Origin of the sequence: Mycobacteroides chelonae, from assembly GCF_016767715.1 — a bacterium.
Classification (GTDB): domain Bacteria; phylum Actinomycetota; class Actinomycetes; order Mycobacteriales; family Mycobacteriaceae; genus Mycobacterium; species Mycobacterium gwanakae.
Map to the genome: position 1 here is coordinate 4516828 of NZ_CP050145.1, position 16279 is coordinate 4533106.

Consider the following 16279-nt stretch of genomic DNA (forward strand, 5'->3'; position numbering starts at 1 on the left):
CTGGCTGCTTTCAGGCGACGGGTTCGTAGGTGAGTTCCTGCGACCAGGTGGGCTTGTTCTCCACCAACCGCATGGGAATTCTGCCCGTCAATTTCACGAGCAAGTCAGCGGTGATGTGGTACTTGGACTTGCGATTGATCACCTTCATCGCATGCCAGGAGATGATGCGGTAGTTCGGCAGCCGCCGGACATTCTCGTTACGCTCGCCCACGCTCTTGTACCGTTTCATCGCCCCATAGAGACGTTCCTCGTCGACACCCATCGCCACGATGTTGTCGCGCATCTTGTTGAGCAGCGGCACATAGCTCAGCACGCCGATCAGCAGGCTGGGCTTGAGCCAGCCGCCGACAAACTCGATGAGCATCTTGCGCATCTTGGCATGGCCGAGGATGTCCATGACTTCGAAATCCACTGCAAGATGCCGCGATTCGTCGGAGTTGATCCGCTTGAAGGCCTCCTGCGCGATCGGATCCTTGACCTCGTCGGTGATGAACTTGATCAGTGCACCATCCAGAGCGACCTCCAGCATGGGGATGACCGTCCCCAGGAACGACAGCGACATCCCGTCGGAGTACTTGTCGAGCCAGTTGATCACCAACTGCACATTGATACTCGGGGAAGGGATTTCGTCGTTCTCGAGCATGCCCCACCGGCGCATCAGCGCGAGCTCGGCGTTGGCGTGCTTCTGCTCTTCGGCATGAAAGTGCTCGTAAATGCTCTTGAGAGTGGGGTTCGGCGCCTTCTTGGCCAGCGCCGCGAATCCGCGTGCGCCGACGTTCTCGATCCACATCAGATCCGCGATGAACGGCTTGAGCTTGGCATGTAGCTCTGGCTCGATCAGCTCGGCACCGGGCGCCTCCCAGTCGATGTCGGCCAGGGACCATTGCTTGTCTTTGATCATCTGCAGCATGTTGTCGAGATCCATTGACATGGAACGTTTTTCCTTTCAGTCAGGTGATACGAAGTTCAGTGAGTGGGAAGAAGGCGGCCAAGCAAGCCCGCAACGCGCGCGTGTAGCACGGGGAAGTGCCGTTTGAAGTGCCAGATGACCTTCGCGTCGAACTGCGGGACCACATACAGGCGGCCCTGGTCATGTGCGTCGAGGGTGCTCACGGCGACCCTCTCCGGGGAAAAACCGGTGAGCTCGATGAGCCGGTCGACCAAGCCCGAGGTGCCGATCTCCACCCCGGTGAGGCGAGCGTCCTTGAAGATGTTCGTTTTGACGACGGTGGGGCACAGCACGGTCACGTTGATATCGGTGCCGCTCAGCTCGGCAGCGAGGGTTTCCGACAGAGACATGACCCCGGCCTTGGACACGTTGTACGAGGCCATCGAGGGACCTGCCGCGAACCCCGCGGCGGAGGCGACGTTGATGATTCCGCCGCGGCCGGCCGCACGGAGCAATGGCGTGAACAGTTCGCAGCCGTAGATGACGCCCCACAGGTTGATACCCAGCGCCCACTTCCAGTCGTCCATGCCGATCTCGCCGACTGGCTTACCGCCGATTCCGACGCCCGCATTGTTGATCACCAGCGTGGGCGGCCCCGCGAACACCTCCTGCGCCTCGAAGACCAGCTTCTCCACCTCATCTCGCGATGAGACATCGCAGGTCACCGCATGTGCGCAGCCCGCAGACAGCCGGTCTATCTCAGCCACGGTCTCCGCGACCCGTTCGGCGTTGATGTCCGCGCAGATCACGTGACCGCCACGGCGGGCCAGTTCAAGAGCGAAAGCACGCCCGATACCACTGCCCGCGCCGGTGACCACTGCTTTTGAGTTCACAGAGATCGGCGGGCGTCTGAAGACGTCAAGGAGCCCCATGAGGAAATAGAACAACAGCAACTGTGCCATTTGTCAATGGCACAGTGCATGATGACAATGAGGCGTACACCACTCCGGAAGGAACTCGCATGACGACGCACGCGTCCACCGCCCCCAGCGCATACGCACTGGAGGTGCTCGAAGTCATCGCCGAAACTCCCGATGCGGTCTCCATCGTGTTCGCCGCGCCGCACGACGCCCGGGCAGACTTCGCCTACAAATCCGGACAGTTCCTCACGCTGCGCGTACCGGCCGGCACGGACTCCGTATCTCGGTGCTACTCGCTCTCGAGCGCACCCGGCCTCGACGAACATCTGAAGGTCACCGTCAAACGCACATCCGGCGGCCATGCCTCGAACTGGCTGTGCGATAACGCTCGCGCCGGAATGACGCTCGAATCACTGCGCCCTGCAGGGGCATTCACCATGCGTGACACCGTGGCAGTTCCGGTGTTCGTGGCCGCGGGCAGCGGCATCACGCCGATCATGTCCATGATCCGGACGGTGCTCTCCCACTCCGTACAGAATGCAGTCCTTGTCTACGCCAACCGAGACCGCGAATCGGTGATCTTCGAGGCCGAGCTGGCGGCACTGCAGTCGAAATACGGGAGCCGCCTGGCGATCGTGCACTGGATCGAGGCGGAGGCCGGTCTGCCGACCCCGGACGGCCTGCGCGCGCTGCTGCCCACCCCAGTCCCCGGCACTGCCGCATATCTCTGTGGCCCAGCCCCTTTCATGGATGTAGCGGCGGCCGCACTAGGCGATACCGGACTGGCCCGAGAGAACATCCATCGTGAGGTCTTCGTGTCGCTGAGCACCGATGCCTTCGCCGCGGCACCAGTTGTCGCGACCGCACCGACCGATCCCGATGCGGTGAGCGCCACCGTCGAGATCGAGGGCGACACCCACCAGATCAGCTGGCCGAAAACACAGATCCTTCTGGATGTGCTCCTCGGCCTCGGCATCGATGCGCCCTACGTCTGCCGCGAGGGGAACTGCGGTGGTTGCTCCTACACCCTTCGCGAGGGTGAAGTGACAATGCAGGTCAACGACATCCTCGACGACCACGAGATCCGCCACGGCGTGCGGCTGGCGTGCCAGTCACTGCCGCAGTCGGACACATTGACCATCGTCTTCGACCGCTAGCAGAAGCTTTGGTGCCGCTACCAGCGGTGACCGCGCCCCTGCTCCCGGTACCAGTCGACCAGATGGGGATTGTCGATCGAACGCGGATCCAATGACACGTCAACGCGTCCGGCGAGCACACCACAGATGGGGACCTCGAGCTTCTTGCCGGTTCGGGTGTGCGGGATTCCCGGCGCCTCGATCACCTCGTCGGGGACATGCCGCGGCGACAGCCGGGCCCGGATCTCCCGCGCGATCCGGGCACCCAGGTCGCCATCGAAGGTGTGCCCCGGCGCCATCGTGACGAACAGCGGCATCCAATACGCGCCACCGGGCCCGTCGACACCGAGGACGAATGCCTCCGCGATCTCGTCCATGGACTCCACGACCTCGTAGATGTCCGCCGAGCCCATCCGGATTCCGTTGCGGTTCAGGGTGGCGTCACTGCGTCCATGGATGACCAGCGATCCGTGCTCGGTGACGGTGACCCAGTCACCATGGCGCCAGACCCCGGGGTGTGGGCCATCGGCCCATTCATGCTCGAAATAGGCAGCCCGATAACGTGATCCATCGGGGTCATCCCAGAATCGGATCGGCATGCAGGGCATGGGTTGCAGGATCACCATTTCGCCCACCTCACCGACGAGGGATCGGCAATCGGGTGACCAACTGTGCAGGTCCACCCCCAGGTAGCGGGCGGGCAACTCGCCGGGATGCGCGGGCACTCCCGGTGTACCGCCGGCGAAGGCGGTGCACACGTCGGTACCTCCCGACAGGGACGACACCGTGACCCCGACATGCGCACCCACCCAATCGAACAGGTCCGGCGAGAGCGGAGATCCGCTGCTTCCCAATGTCTTCAGTGCACTCAGGTCATGGATGGCCGACGGCTCCAGTTTCGCCTTCTTGGTTGCCTGCAGGTGTCCGGGGCTGGTGCCGAAGTAACTCACCGCTTCGGAACCCAGCAGCTCCCACAGCCGATCCGCGTTGGGATACAGCGGATGCCCGCTGTAGCAGACCACGGTGGCGCCGACCAGCAGCCCACTACACCGGAAGTTCCACATCATCCACGACAACGCCGTCTGCCAGAAGAACACGTCGCCCGGGCCTAGATCGCAGTGCAGCCCCGCCCCTTTGAGATGCTCCAGCAGCATGCCTCCGTGGCCGTGCACAATCCCCTTGGGCTTGCCGGTGGTACCCGAGCTGAACAGGACCCAGATCGGTTGATCGAATGGCACCATCTCGACTACGGGCTCTTCACTGCCCGTGGGCAATTCGACTATCAGCACCGGAGTACCGGGCAGCAGGCGATGCAGTTCGGCGGTGTCGGCTGCCTTATCCACCCACCGACCGTTGTACTGGTATCCGGGGCCGGAGATGAGAACCTTGGGATTGAGCTGACCCAGCCGCGCCGCCGCCCCCTCGGGGGCGTAGTCCTGGCCGCATCCCGCCCACACCGCCCCTACCGCCGCGGTGGCCAGGAAGGCGACCATGGCATCGGGCACATCCGGCAGATACGCGGCCACACAATCACCGCGGCCGACCCCCAGCCGACGCAGCTCCGCGGCCACCGCACCGATCCTGCCGGGCAGTTCACCCCAGCTGATCGCGATGCGCCCGCCCGCTTCATCCACACCCACGATGGCGTCCCCGTCGAGATGTGCGTGGCGCAGCATCGGGCTCACGTAGTTGAGCTCGGTGCCCGGAAACCATTGCGCGCACGGCATCACCGAATCGGACAGCACGCCGTCATCGCCGTCACGCAGCCCGCGTCCCGGAACATCGAAGAACTCCCACAATGCGCGCCAGAACTGCGGTACGGAATCAACGGACCAGCGCCACACATCGGCATAGTCCTTCAGTGACAGCCCATACCGTTGCGATACGTGCTCGACGAACCGCTCGTACGCGTTACTCCCCATGCGACCGGCCCGGCTCGCGTAACCCCAGAAGTTCGATCGCCTGCGCCCGTATTTCGATCTTGCGTACCTTCCCGGTGACGGTCATCGGGAAGCTCTCGACCACCTGCACGTAGCGCGGAATCTTGTAGTGGGCAAGGCGCCCCGCGGCGAAGGCACGCACGGCGGCGACGTCCAAACTCGCACGGTCTGTCCTCATCCGAACCCACGCGCACAATTCTTCGCCGTACTTCTCGTCCGGCACCCCAACAACCTGAACATCCTCGATGTCGGGATGGGTGAGCAGAAACTCCTCGATCTCGCGCGGATAGATGTTTTCGCCGCCACGAATCACCATGTCCTTGATTCGCCCAATGATGGTGCAGTAGCCATCCTCTCGCATCACGGCCAGGTCCCCGCTATGCATCCATCCGTCGGAGTCGATCACCTCACGGGTGTACTCCTCGTTGTTCCAGTAACCGAGCATCACCGAATAGCCGCGCGTGCACAGCTCACCAGAGTGCCCGCGTTCCGCCGTTTCTCCGGTCCCGGGGTCGACCACCTTGATCTCAACGTGCGGGTGCGCACGCCCGACTGTCGCGGTGCGGCGATCGAGGTCGTCGTCGACGAGCGTCTGGCACGAGACAGGCGATGTCTCGGTCATTCCGTACGCGATTGCCACCTCTGCCATGTGCAGATCGTCTATGCACCGCTTCATCACTTCTACGGGGCACACCGAACCCGCCATGATTCCCGTCCGCAGGCTGGACAGGTCGCGCTGCGCGAAGTCGGGGTCTGCCAGCATGGCGATGAACATGGTGGGCACCCCATACACCCCCACACAGCGCTCACGTTCGATCGCCTCGAGCGTGCGTGCCGCATCGAATCCCGGCGACGGGACCACGATGGTGGCGCCGTGCGTCGTGCATCCGAGATTGCCCATGACCATTCCGAAGCAGTGGTAGAAGGGCACCGGGACGCACAGCCGATCGCCGGCTTCCAGGTGAATCGACTCGGTCACAAAGTATCCGTTGTTGACCACGTTGCGGTGCGACAGTGTCGCACCCTTCGGATAACCCGTTGTCCCCGAGGTGTACTGGATGTTGATGGGATCGGTGTTGGACAGCTGTGACATCCGGGTGCGCAGTGCCTCCTCGGAGACCTGCCCTGCGACGGTAATCAGATCCGCCCAGTCGGAGGTACCGATGAACAAGACGTCCACCAGCGAGGGCACCTCCGGGCGCACCTGTTCCACCATCGTGACGTAGTCGGAGGACTTGAACGCCGTGGCACAGACCAGCGTGCGAACACCCGACTGATTGAGGGCATAGGCCAGCTCATGGGTTCGGTAGGCCGGGTTGATGTTGACCAGTATTGCGCCGATCTTTGCCGTCGCGTACTGCACCAGGACCCACTCCGGACAGTTCGGCGCCCAGATGCCCACCCGGTCCCCTGCGTCGATTCCGAGTGACATAAGGCCGCGCGCAACGCGATTGATGTCGGCGTCGAGCTCCCGGTATGTCCAACTGCGTCCGCCCGCGACCTCGACCAGCGCATCAACATCGGGATAGGTACCGGCGATGCGCTCGAAGTTCTCACCAATCGTCTCCTCGATGATCGGGGACGTCGACGGCCCGGCCTCATAGGACTTCATCGTCTCGCTTCCACCACATAGACCGACCACGACTCTAACGACTCATCCCAGCCCGCACCTGGTGTTTCGGTGCGTTGCCGCCGGATGCTTCTCACCCGGGCCTCCCGCCAGTCACCATGTTCAGCTGGATGATTCGCTCCGCGCGCCGAAGCACGGGCGCATCAACCATGGCGCCCTCGAACTGGAAGACACCGCGTTCCCGGCCCGCCAGCTCAAGCACACCGTGCGCCCAGCGCACCCGTTCGGCGGCCGGCCGGTAGGCCGCGCGAATGACGTTTACCTGCGTGGGATGGATCGCCACCTTGGCGTCGAATCCGACGGCCACCGCGTCATCCGCTTCCGCACGCAGACCATCGAGCCCCGTGATATCGAGGTACACCGAATCCACGGCTATCCGGCCAAATGCCTTTGCCGCCAAGAGGGTTTGCGAACGCACATGCCGCGCTACATCGCGGTAGCTGCCGTCTGGCCAGCGGTTGTTGGTACCCCACGTCGCGGCAAAGAGATCCTCGGCACCCCACATCGCCGCGACAACGTTCCCGGGCCGCACCAACTCCGCGACGTTGAGAGCTCCCAACGGAGTCTCGACGAGGACCACCACGCACCACGGTGCCAGTGCCGCGACGTGATCCGCGTGTTCGCTCTTGGCCAGCATTACGGTCCTGTACTCGGTCCGCGCGAGTGCCTCGACATCCAGCCGGTGTTCAGCGGTGTTGGCCGGGTTGAGGCGCACCACGGTGCGATCGGGATCCAGCGGGGTATTGATCAGGGCGTCGCGGGCAGCAGGGCGATCGGCAGCCGCAACCCCGTCCTCAAGATCGATAATCACCACATCTGCTGCTGCATCGGCTTTTTCGAAGCGTTCGGGGCGATCGGCCGGACAGAACAGCCAGCCCGGACCGGCATCAAGAAGTGTCACTGCTGCTGCCCTCCGGGCCGTTTACGCACCATGGTCTTTCGCGAGGCCGTTGCCACCACGTCGCCGTGCTGATTCCTGCCGGTATGCGCGAAGGTGACGATGCCCTCACCCGGGCGGCTCCTGGATTCACGCTTACCGATCACCTCTGACTCCGCATACAGCGTGTCACCGTGGAACAGCGGCTTGGGGAAAGCGATATCGGAGAATCCCAGATTCCCGACGATGGTGCCCTGGGTCAGTTGTGCGACCGACAACCCGACCAACGTCGACAGAGTGAACATCGAATTCACCAGCCGCTGATTGAACGGCGGTAGCGCCTCCGAGAACGCCGCGTCGAGATGCAATGCCTGGGTGTTCATGGTCAACGTGGTGAACAAGACGTTGTCGGCCTCCGTGATCGTCCGCCCCGGCCGGTGCACGTACAGCACATTGGGCTCGAATTCCTCGAACCACAGACCGCGCTGCTCGACGATCTGTTTGTCGCTCACAACCACCTCCAAGCCCAACCAGGGCGTCCACTTGCTGGCGCACCGGCGCACCGACACCTTGGATGAAAACCCAGTTGCACGGCAAGGATGGTGCAGAAAGCTCTCACCGGATGAACACACTCGGGCTTGAACGTCCATTCAGTGGACACGTATCGTGAGCGGGTGACCGAGGCACCCAGCGTGGTACGCCGCACCGCGGCCCTGCTGCGTGCCGTGTCAGCAGACACCGGAACGGGCGTCAGCACCACAGAACTCGCTCGCCGCACCGACATCCCGCGGGCCACCGCGCACCGGCTGCTGGAATCGCTCGCCACCGAAGGGTTCGTGGAGCGCGATGCCCGCTCTGGCCAATGGTTCCTAGGTCCGGAGATCTACGTGCTCGGCGCTACCTCGGCTCCCCGTTACAACATCACGGAGAAGGCGGCCGCCGACGTGGCGGCGCTGGCACGGGAAACCGGCGAGAGTGCGTTCTTCTCACTGCGCCGCGGAGATCACACCGTCGTATTGCTCAGCGAGGATGGCGATTTCCCAATCCGATCGCACGTGCTGTACGAGGGCGCCCGTTTTCCGCTCGGAATCGTCTCGTCCGGAATGGCCGTCCTGGCTTACCTTCCAGACGACGCGATCCATGCCTACTTGACCAGGGCCGACCTGGAGTCCGAGTGGGGCAACGGTTTTCGCACCGACGCCGTCTGGGATCGGATCGGCGCCACCCGGCAGGCCGGCTGGTCGCTCAACCCGGGCCAGCTGGTCGAGGGATCCTGGGGCATGGCCGCCGCCGTGTTCGATACCAACCACAACCCCATCGGTGCGCTCACCCTGACCGGCATCGAGGCACGGTTCAACACCGAACGCCAACCGGTCCTCGGACAGCTCTTGCTGCGGCACGCGCATCGGCTCAGCCGCGCCGTGCGCCGCTAGCGTTCGCGCCGCAGAACGGAAGCCTCCTTGCGTACCGCCGAGGTGATCGCCTGCAGTGTCGAGGATTCGAATTTCCAATGTTGCCAATACAACGGCACATCGAGATACCGACCCGGCGCCAGGTCGACAAGGCCGCTGCGATCCAACTGCTCAAGCATCATTCCCCAGCCCAATCCGACCCGCAGCGCCTCGGTGTTTCCACTTGTCGTAGGCACGTAGTGTTCCGGGACCGCGACATCCCGACGAAAAAGCTTGCGTAAGAACTGATCTTGGAGTGCATCGCGCCTGTCCCACCGCATCATCGGCGCGCGCCGCACGGCCTCGATCCCCGAGTCAAGCAGACCGCCCGGGAGGTAGCGCGCTACATAACCCGGTGACGCCATCCCGAAGTACCGCATCGAGCCAAGCGGTTCGGAGCGGCATCCGGCGATGGGCTTCGGCTCCGTTGTCACCGCTGCCATCACAACGCCTGCGCGCAACAACTCCGCGGAATGATCCTGATCCTCAACGCGGATGTCGATAAGCACGCCGTCGGGAATCTGCGCCAATACCGACCCCATCCAGGTTTCGAATGAGTCGGCATTCACCGCGATCGCGACCCGGATCGGAGATCCATCGACACCCATCTCGCGCAGTGCCTCACGCTCCAGTGTGCCAACCTGGGCCGCCAGCCGCATCAACGAGACACCCGCATCGGTTGCCACACAGGGCTTCTCGCGGCGAACCAGCACCTGACCCACCGACTGTTCCAACGCCTTGACACGTTGACTCACCGCCGAAGGAGTGATGACGAGCCGCCGGGCGGCGGCATCGAAGCTGCCCTCCTCGATGACGGCGGCGAAGGCAACCAGCTGCTGGGAGTCCAGACTCACATTAGCGATTCTAATGCAGAGTAAGAATCATTAGCTTTACTACAGCTTTTTACCGCCCTAGCGTCGACGTTGTGACCGTCCTCTTCCTTGGCTTCCTGACCGGAATGTCCCTCATTGCCGCCATCGGCGCCCAGAACGCCTTCGTACTCAGACAAGGGATTCGCAGTGAGTACGTGCTGCCGGTGGTCGCCGTGTGCATCACCGGCGACTTTCTGCTCATCGCCGCGGGCATCGGCGGCCTCGGTGGACTGATCGCGGCCACGCCGAGCCTGCTCACCGTGGCCAAGGTGGGCGGTGCCGCGTTTCTCATCTGCTACGGATTGCTGGCCGCCCGCCGCGCATTACGGCCCGGCACTCTGGTTCCCGCCGAATCCAATCCGGCACGCCTCGGCGCGGTGCTGATGACCGCACTGGCCATCACCTTCCTGAATCCGCACGTTTATCTCGACACCGTGGTGCTGCTCGGCTCACTCGCCAACGCACACAAGGACGCACGCTGGCTGTTCGGCGCGGGCGCCCTGATCGCAAGTGTCGTCTGGTTCGTGGGACTCGGCTTCGGCGCCCGGCACCTTGCCGGACTGTTCCAGCGTCCGGGAACCTGGCGTGTACTCGACGCCGTCATCGCCGTCGTCATGATCACGCTGGGCCTCACATTGGTCGTCTGATCACCCTTGCCGAACCATTTGGTTCGGTGTTAGCGTCCTTCCCGAACCAACTGACTTGGGAGAGACAATGGATGTCGACAAGGCCCGCACCCGCTTCGCCGAACTTCGAGGTCACCGGGACGTCAGTCCCGCCGACCTCGACGAGATCTGGGCCGCGCTCGATACCGCCCGACCCGAAGACATGCTCGGCAGTTGGAAGGGCGACGAGTTCCACACCGGACACAAGATGAACGGACAGCTGGCCGCCGCCCGCTGGTACGGCAAGATCTTCAGATCCATCAACGACGTCGAGCCGATCGTCTGTTACGACGACGAAGGAAAGTTGTTCTCCAACAACGATTTGAGTCTGGGTGGTGCAACCCTGTGGGACATCGAGTTCCGCGGCGAGGTCACCGGCACCATGGTGTACGACGGACAGCCCACTTTTGATCACTTCAAGTGGGTCGACGAGAACACGCTGATGGGCATCATGAACGGCAAACGTCAGCGCGCCAGCGGCAACTACCTCTACTTCATTCTCGAACGCGATCAGTGAAAGTCACTGCAGCACTGAGCCGATCCGCAGAGCCTTCATTCGCCCTCGAAGAGGTGGAACTCGAGGATCCGCGCTCCGACGAGGTGCTCGTCAAGATTCACGCCACCGGCCTGTGCCACACCGACCTGACCTTCACATCACAGGTACCGATCCCGGCGGTGCTCGGCCATGAGGGTGCGGGGGTTGTCCAGGCCGTAGGCCCTGACGTGAGCGGTATCCGGCCAGGAGACCGTGTGGTCTTGAGCTACCGCAGCTGCGGCCAGTGCCGACAGTGCGATGCGGGTGAGCGGGCCTACTGTTCCCGCGCCGCCCGGCTCAACCTCTCGGGTACACGGCTCGACGGCACGACGACACTGTCCCAGAACGGGAACGCACTGTTCGGCTCGTTCTTCGGACAGTCGAGCTTCGCCCAGTACGCACTAGCCACCGCCGACAACACCGTCGTGGTGGACCCCTCCACGGACCTCACCATCGCCGCTCCCCTTGGCTGCGGTCTGCAGACCGGTGCCGGCGCGGTGCTCAACGTACTTACACCTGAACCAGATTCGCGCCTCGTGGTGTTCGGCGCTGGCGGTGTCGGCCTCGCCGCGGTGATGGCCGCCAAGGCGGTCGGAGTGCAGACGATCATCGCTGTGGACCCTGTCGCCTCGCGGCGAGACAAAGCCACCGAATTGGGTGCGACCCATACCGTCGACCCCACGGCCCAGGACGTGACCACCATCGCACGCGGGGCCACCCATGCTCTGGACACCACGGCCAACCCCGATGTCATCGCCACGGCGCTCGGGCTGCTGCGGCAGCGCGGTGTACTGGTTCTGGTCGGGCTGGGTGCCTCACGCGGAACAATCGATCTCACCGATCTGATGTTCGGCGGCAAGGTGATCCGTGGATGCATCGAGGGCGACGCGAATCCTCTGGAGTTCATTCCGGAACTGCTGAGGATGCACGCGCAGGGCCGCTTCCCGATCGAATCGCTGATACGCACCTACCCGGCGCGTGATATCGATCGAGCCGTCGCGGACGCGCGATCGGGAATCGCGATCAAACCGGTGCTGCTCTGGTGAGCGCCATGCGAGCGGCCGGGCAGGCCACCCACGACCGGATCATGGCGGCCGCCAAGGCCGAGTTCACCGAGTACGGCTTCGCCGGTGCGCGGCTCAACCGAATTGCCACCAATGCGAACGCAAGTAAGGAACGGCTGTACAGCTACTTTGAGAGCAAGGAGCAGCTGTTTGAAGCCGTTGTGGCGCAATGGATCAATGATGCGCCATACAAGGTGCCGCTGCGCGCCGACGATGTGCCAGGCTACGTCGCGGGCCTCTTCGACAACATCGTCGCCGACCCCCAGGGCGCACGGTTACAGCGCTGGATCGAGCTGGAAGCCCCCGACGGAATGTTCGACAACCACGTACTGCGCCGCATCTTCCAGGCGAAACTCGACGAGGTGCGCCGGGGCCAGCAGTGCGGGCTCATCGACCCGGCGTGGGACCCCACATGTCTGCTCATGATGCTGATCGATATCGCCTACTCGATGGCGGCTAGCGGATTCGGTATCGACCGGATTGTCGGCGAACCGCTCGGCGACGACGTGCTCGCGGACCGCCGCACCGCAGCCGCCGAGGCGGCACGCCGGCTGGTAGCCCGTTAACGAACATCGCCGCACCCCCTGAGTGCATGTGCCAGCTACTCTCGATATGTGCCGTCCGCGATATTGACCCGCCGCGGGTTTCTCGCTGCCGGTGCCACGCTCGCCGCGGGCACCGCGCTGGCTGCCTGCACCAAGGACTCTCCCCCCACCTCCGAGCGCAACGGTGTCGCCGTCATCAAGCACGCGTTCGGCACCACCGAAGTCAAGACCCCGCCGCAGCGCATCGTCAGCGCCGGGTACACCGAGCATGACTACCTGCTGGCGCTGGGCATCGTCCCTATCGCGGTCACCGAGTGGTACGGAGGATTCCCCTTCGCCACCTGGCCATGGGCTACCGATCGCCTGGGCGCGGCCACACCCGAGGTGCTCACCCTTACCGACGGACTGATGGTCGACAAGATCGCATCCCTGAAACCCGACCTCATCCTGGCCACCAACGCCGGGCTGGATCAGGACAACTACAACAAGTTGTCCGGTATCGCACCGACCATCGCGCAGTCGGGCAAGTACGCGTTCTTCGAGCCGTGGAAGGACCAGGCCAAGGCCATCGGGCAGTCCGTGTTCAAGCCGTCGGAGATGGACGCCGTGGCGCAGGCCGTCGACAGCAGATTCGCTTCGGCCACGTCTGCGCACCCCAGCTTCAAGGATAAGAAGGTCATCTACCTGCAGGGTGAACTGCTCGACGGACAGGCCATCGCGTATCGATCCGGACCGCGCACCGGATTCCTCAGCTCCCTCGGATTGGCTGTTCCCGCCGAATTGGAGAGCTACGGCAAGGCCGACCAGCTCGCCCATCTTCCGGCCGATCAGCTTGCCAGTGTGCTCGGGCAGGCCGATGTGCTGCTGTGGGGCACCGAATCCGACGAACAGAGCACCGCGCTGCAGGCCGACCCGGTGATCACCAAACTGGGCTCCTCGCTGCTGAACCGCAGCATTTTCACCAGCAAGGAGCTGGCCGGCGCCATCAACTTCAGCTCGCCGCTGAGTCTGACCTACGTGGCGGACAACCTGGTCCCCCAGCTGGCCCGAGTACTGGGGTGATGAACTACCCACCCGCCCGACCGGCCCAGCCGTATTGGGCTGACGTTGTGATTCGCGTAGTCGGTGGCATCGTCGGCGCCATAGCTCTTGGTGTCTTCGCACTGGGTGCATACATGGTGTTGTCGACCCGGCTGTCGTCGAATCCGTTCGCCGACCCGCACGGCTACGGGCTGATCATCGGAATGGTGCTCGCCCTGCCCTGCGGACTGCTGGCCTCAGGCACGCTGCCGTTGGCGCTTCCCCGCAGGCAATGGCTTCGCGCCTTCACCATCGGCTTCGTCGTGTATCTCGCGGCGGCGGCATTGTTGATCTACTCGGCCGCCACCATGCCCAACCGCCCTCCGCCCTGCGCGACAAATCCACCCGCGCCCCACTGCAAGCACGCACCCTAGACTTCGCGGAATGGCGACAAGCGAGGTCGAGACAAGCCCCCAGGATCATGTGGTCTTCGCCCAGGTGGGCCGCAGCTACTATCCGCTGCTGTCGGCTGTCTTTGTCGGAGTCGTACTCATCTCGAACGTGGCTGCCACCAAGGCAATTGGCTTTGGCCCTGTGGTCGGCGATTGGTCGCTGATCACCGATGGGGCATTCGTGCTGTTCCCGCTGAGCTATGTGATCGGCGATGTGCTCAGTGAGGTCTACGGGTATCGCGCCACCAACCGGGTGATCCTGCTCGGGTTCGCGATGGAACTCCTGGCATGCCTGGTGTTGTGGACGGCCAAGATCCTGCCGCCCGCCGACTTCTATCCCAACCAAGAGGCCTTTTCCACCATCGTCACCAGCATCACCACGCTCATGGTGGCAGGACTCGCGGGATATCTTGTTGGACAAACACTTAACGCGCTCGTGGTGGTGCGCATGAAGAAGCGTTCCAAGGAACGCCACCTGTGGGCGCGACTGGTGGGTTCGACGGTTATCGGCGAGTTCGCCGATTCACTGGTGTTCTGTTCCATCGCGGCCACCGCGCTGGGCATTCACACCTTCGGCCAGTTGGCGACGTACACGGCCCTGGGCTGGATCTTCAAGTCGGTGGTGGAGATCGTGATGCTGCCGATTACCTATCGGGTGATCGCCTACATCAAGAAGCACGAGCCGACTTATACACAGGCCGGATAAATGCGCCCCTAGGCGTGGCCACGGGAGTACCGTCGAAATATGAGTACCGCAACGGATTTGAAGGTGCGGGATCACGGGGATCGGGCGTTGTTGCTCGAGTGCACATCCGTGCAGGAAGTGCTGGCGTGGACGTCGGCGCTGAATGCCGACCCTATCGACGGCGTCACCGATATCGTTCCCGCGTCCCGGACCGTACTTCTCAAGCTCGACAGCCCGGCCGACCAGGCCATAGTGCGGCACCGGCTGACGCAACGCACGGCACCGACGGGCACGGCGGAGAGCACCGCCTCGCCACCGGTGACCATCCCGGTCCGGTACGACGGTCTCGATCTCGAAGAAGTTGCCGAGCACACGGGCCTCGGTGTAGACGGTGTCATCGCGGCACACACCGGAACGGTATGGACCGTCGGATTCTGCGGATTCGCACCGGGATTCGCGTACCTCGTGGGCGGGGACACACGCCTGGCCATCCCGCGCCGCGCCGACCCGCGCACCAAAGTACCTGCCGGTGCCGTCGCGCTCGCCGGCGAGTTCAGTGGGATTTACCCGCGTGAATCTCCCGGCGGCTGGCAACTGATCGGCAGCACCGACGCCGTCATCTGGGACCTCGACCGCAACCCACCTGCGTTACTGACGCCCGGCACCCGTGTCCAGTTCCAAGTACAAACCCAGGGGACGATCGCATGAGACCCACCCTTGAGGTAATGCGCACCGGCCCTCTCGCTCTGATTCAGGACCTCGGGCGCGTCGGCAAGGCGGCCATGGGTGTCGGACGCTCCGGGGCAGCCGATCGCAAATCGCATTCGCTGGCCAACCGGTTGGTGGCGAACCCCGATCATCTGGCGACCATCGAGGTGACACTGGGCGGCATGTCATTTCGGGTCTCCGGCGGTGATGCGGTGGTGGCTGTGACCGGTGCCGACACCGATCCGTCCGTCAACGGAATTCCCTTCGGCACCAACAGTATTACCCAAGTTCAAGATGGCGATGTGGTGTCGCTCGGCGCACCGCTCAGTGGCCTGCGTAGCTACGTGGCCGTGCGCGGTGGAGTCAGCGTGGCGCCGGTGATGGGCTCGCGCAGCTTCGACATCCTGTCTGGCATCGGCCCCAAGCCGCTGCAGGCCGGGGACAGGCTGCCGGTCGGACCACGGTCCCCTTCCTTCCCGGAGATCGAGCAAGCACCGGTAGCCACCATGTCCGATGACATCGTCGAACTCAAGGTGGTGCCCGGTCCGCGTGACGACTGGTTCGTCGATCCCGACGAGCTGACACACGGAAGCTGGATCGTCTCCGATCGCAGCGACCGGGTAGGCACCCGGCTCAGCGGTAAGCCTCTGGAGCTACGCGACCCCGCCAGGCAGCTGCCGAGCGAGGGCGTGATCCGCGGTGCAATCCAGGTGCCACCCGGCGGCCAGCCCGTTATCCTGGGCCCTGACCATCCGGTGACCGGCGGCTATCCGGTCATCGGGGTGATCACCGATCAGGATGTGGATCTGGCCGCCCAGGTGCGACCAGGACAAACCGTTCGGTTCCGCTGGTCAAGACCGCGCCTCAGCTAGGAGCATCCCGTGTCTACG

18 protein-coding genes are annotated in these 16279 nt (G+C 63.7%); 11 read left to right on the forward strand and 7 right to left on the reverse strand.

The genetic code is table 11. From position 1 onward, the window contains the following. Positions 1-10: 10 nt before the first annotated feature. Together HBA99_RS22200 and HBA99_RS22205 are read right to left on the reverse strand one after the other, a co-directional pair. Positions 11-931 (reverse strand): ferritin family protein, encoded by a 921-nt coding sequence (locus tag HBA99_RS22200; RefSeq protein ID WP_046255047.1) that lies wholly within the window; start codon positions 929-931, stop codon positions 11-13. 35 nt (positions 932-966) lie between these two features. Continuing rightward, positions 967-1851: an SDR family NAD(P)-dependent oxidoreductase gene (locus HBA99_RS22205; protein WP_052399558.1), complete on the reverse strand. Its 885-nt coding sequence runs from the start codon at positions 1849-1851 to the stop codon at positions 967-969. A 59-nt stretch (positions 1852-1910) separates the two neighbouring features. Here HBA99_RS22205 and HBA99_RS22210 point away from each other — a divergent pair, with 59 nt between their 5' ends. Then, positions 1911-2966, forward strand: a complete 1056-nt coding sequence (locus tag HBA99_RS22210; protein WP_070952421.1) for a ferredoxin--NADP reductase — start codon at positions 1911-1913, stop codon at positions 2964-2966. 17 nt (positions 2967-2983) lie between these two features. Here the strand turns inward: HBA99_RS22210 and HBA99_RS22215 are convergent, their stop codons facing one another. The 4 genes from HBA99_RS22215 to HBA99_RS22230 form a co-directional block, all read right to left on the reverse strand. Continuing rightward, entirely contained in the window at positions 2984-4867 is a 1884-nt protein-coding gene (locus HBA99_RS22215) for an acetoacetate--CoA ligase (RefSeq protein ID WP_070951945.1), read from the reverse strand. Continuing rightward, positions 4857-6497: an AMP-binding protein gene (locus HBA99_RS22220; protein WP_070951944.1), complete on the reverse strand. Its 1641-nt coding sequence runs from the start codon at positions 6495-6497 to the stop codon at positions 4857-4859. The genes HBA99_RS22215 and HBA99_RS22220 overlap by 11 nt, the downstream gene beginning before the upstream one ends. A gap of 91 nt (positions 6498-6588) precedes the next feature. Beyond that, positions 6589-7416, reverse strand: a complete 828-nt coding sequence (locus tag HBA99_RS22225; RefSeq protein WP_070951943.1) for an HpcH/HpaI aldolase/citrate lyase family protein — start codon at positions 7414-7416, stop codon at positions 6589-6591. After that, positions 7413-7904 carry a MaoC family dehydratase gene (locus tag HBA99_RS22230; protein WP_070952420.1) on the reverse strand — a complete coding sequence of 164 codons (492 nt, stop codon included), beginning with the start codon at positions 7902-7904 and terminating at the stop codon, positions 7413-7415. The genes HBA99_RS22225 and HBA99_RS22230 overlap by 4 nt, the downstream gene beginning before the upstream one ends. Positions 7905-8066: 162 nt before the next feature. Between HBA99_RS22230 and HBA99_RS22235 the strand changes: the two genes are divergently transcribed. Further along, positions 8067-8825, forward strand: coding sequence for an IclR family transcriptional regulator (locus HBA99_RS22235; protein ID WP_420063460.1), 759 nt, complete (start codon positions 8067-8069; stop codon positions 8823-8825). Here HBA99_RS22235 and HBA99_RS22240 read toward each other — a convergent pair. Beyond that, positions 8822-9697 (reverse strand): LysR family transcriptional regulator ArgP, encoded by an 876-nt coding sequence (locus tag HBA99_RS22240; RefSeq protein ID WP_070951941.1) that lies wholly within the window; start codon positions 9695-9697, stop codon positions 8822-8824. The genes HBA99_RS22235 and HBA99_RS22240 overlap by 4 nt on opposite strands. A 71-nt stretch (positions 9698-9768) precedes the next feature. On the opposite strand from HBA99_RS22240, the gene HBA99_RS22245 reads away from it, so the two are divergent. From HBA99_RS22245 to HBA99_RS22285, 9 genes are all read left to right on the forward strand, one after another. Further along, positions 9769-10362: a LysE/ArgO family amino acid transporter gene (locus HBA99_RS22245; RefSeq protein ID WP_030097246.1), complete on the forward strand. Its 594-nt coding sequence runs from the start codon at positions 9769-9771 to the stop codon at positions 10360-10362. A gap of 67 nt (positions 10363-10429) precedes the next feature. Then, a complete protein-coding gene (locus HBA99_RS22250) occupies positions 10430-10897 on the forward strand; it encodes a DUF4334 domain-containing protein (RefSeq protein WP_030097247.1) in 468 nt (155 codons plus the stop codon). Beyond that, positions 10894-11961 carry an NAD(P)-dependent alcohol dehydrogenase gene (locus HBA99_RS22255; RefSeq protein ID WP_064409822.1) on the forward strand — a complete coding sequence of 356 codons (1068 nt, stop codon included), beginning with the start codon at positions 10894-10896 and terminating at the stop codon, positions 11959-11961. The genes HBA99_RS22250 and HBA99_RS22255 overlap by 4 nt, the downstream gene beginning before the upstream one ends. 41 nt (positions 11962-12002) lie before the next feature. Next, positions 12003-12545: a TetR/AcrR family transcriptional regulator gene (locus HBA99_RS22260; RefSeq protein ID WP_191985279.1), complete on the forward strand. Its 543-nt coding sequence runs from the start codon at positions 12003-12005 to the stop codon at positions 12543-12545. Between the two features lie 60 nt (positions 12546-12605). Further along, positions 12606-13586: an ABC transporter substrate-binding protein gene (locus HBA99_RS22265; RefSeq protein WP_081347740.1), complete on the forward strand. Its 981-nt coding sequence runs from the start codon at positions 12606-12608 to the stop codon at positions 13584-13586. Then, positions 13586-13978, forward strand: a complete 393-nt coding sequence (locus HBA99_RS22270) for a hypothetical protein (RefSeq protein WP_070941525.1) — start codon at positions 13586-13588, stop codon at positions 13976-13978. The genes HBA99_RS22265 and HBA99_RS22270 overlap by 1 nt, the downstream gene beginning before the upstream one ends. Positions 13979-13988: 10 nt before the next feature. Then, positions 13989-14702: a queuosine precursor transporter gene (locus HBA99_RS22275; protein ID WP_030097252.1), complete on the forward strand. Its 714-nt coding sequence runs from the start codon at positions 13989-13991 to the stop codon at positions 14700-14702. A gap of 39 nt (positions 14703-14741) precedes the next feature. Next, positions 14742-15389, forward strand: coding sequence for a 5-oxoprolinase subunit B family protein (locus HBA99_RS22280; RefSeq protein WP_064409826.1), 648 nt, complete (start codon positions 14742-14744; stop codon positions 15387-15389). Next, entirely contained in the window at positions 15386-16261 is an 876-nt protein-coding gene (locus HBA99_RS22285) for a 5-oxoprolinase subunit C family protein (protein WP_057965457.1), read from the forward strand. The genes HBA99_RS22280 and HBA99_RS22285 overlap by 4 nt, the downstream gene beginning before the upstream one ends. Positions 16262-16279 lie beyond the last annotated feature (18 nt).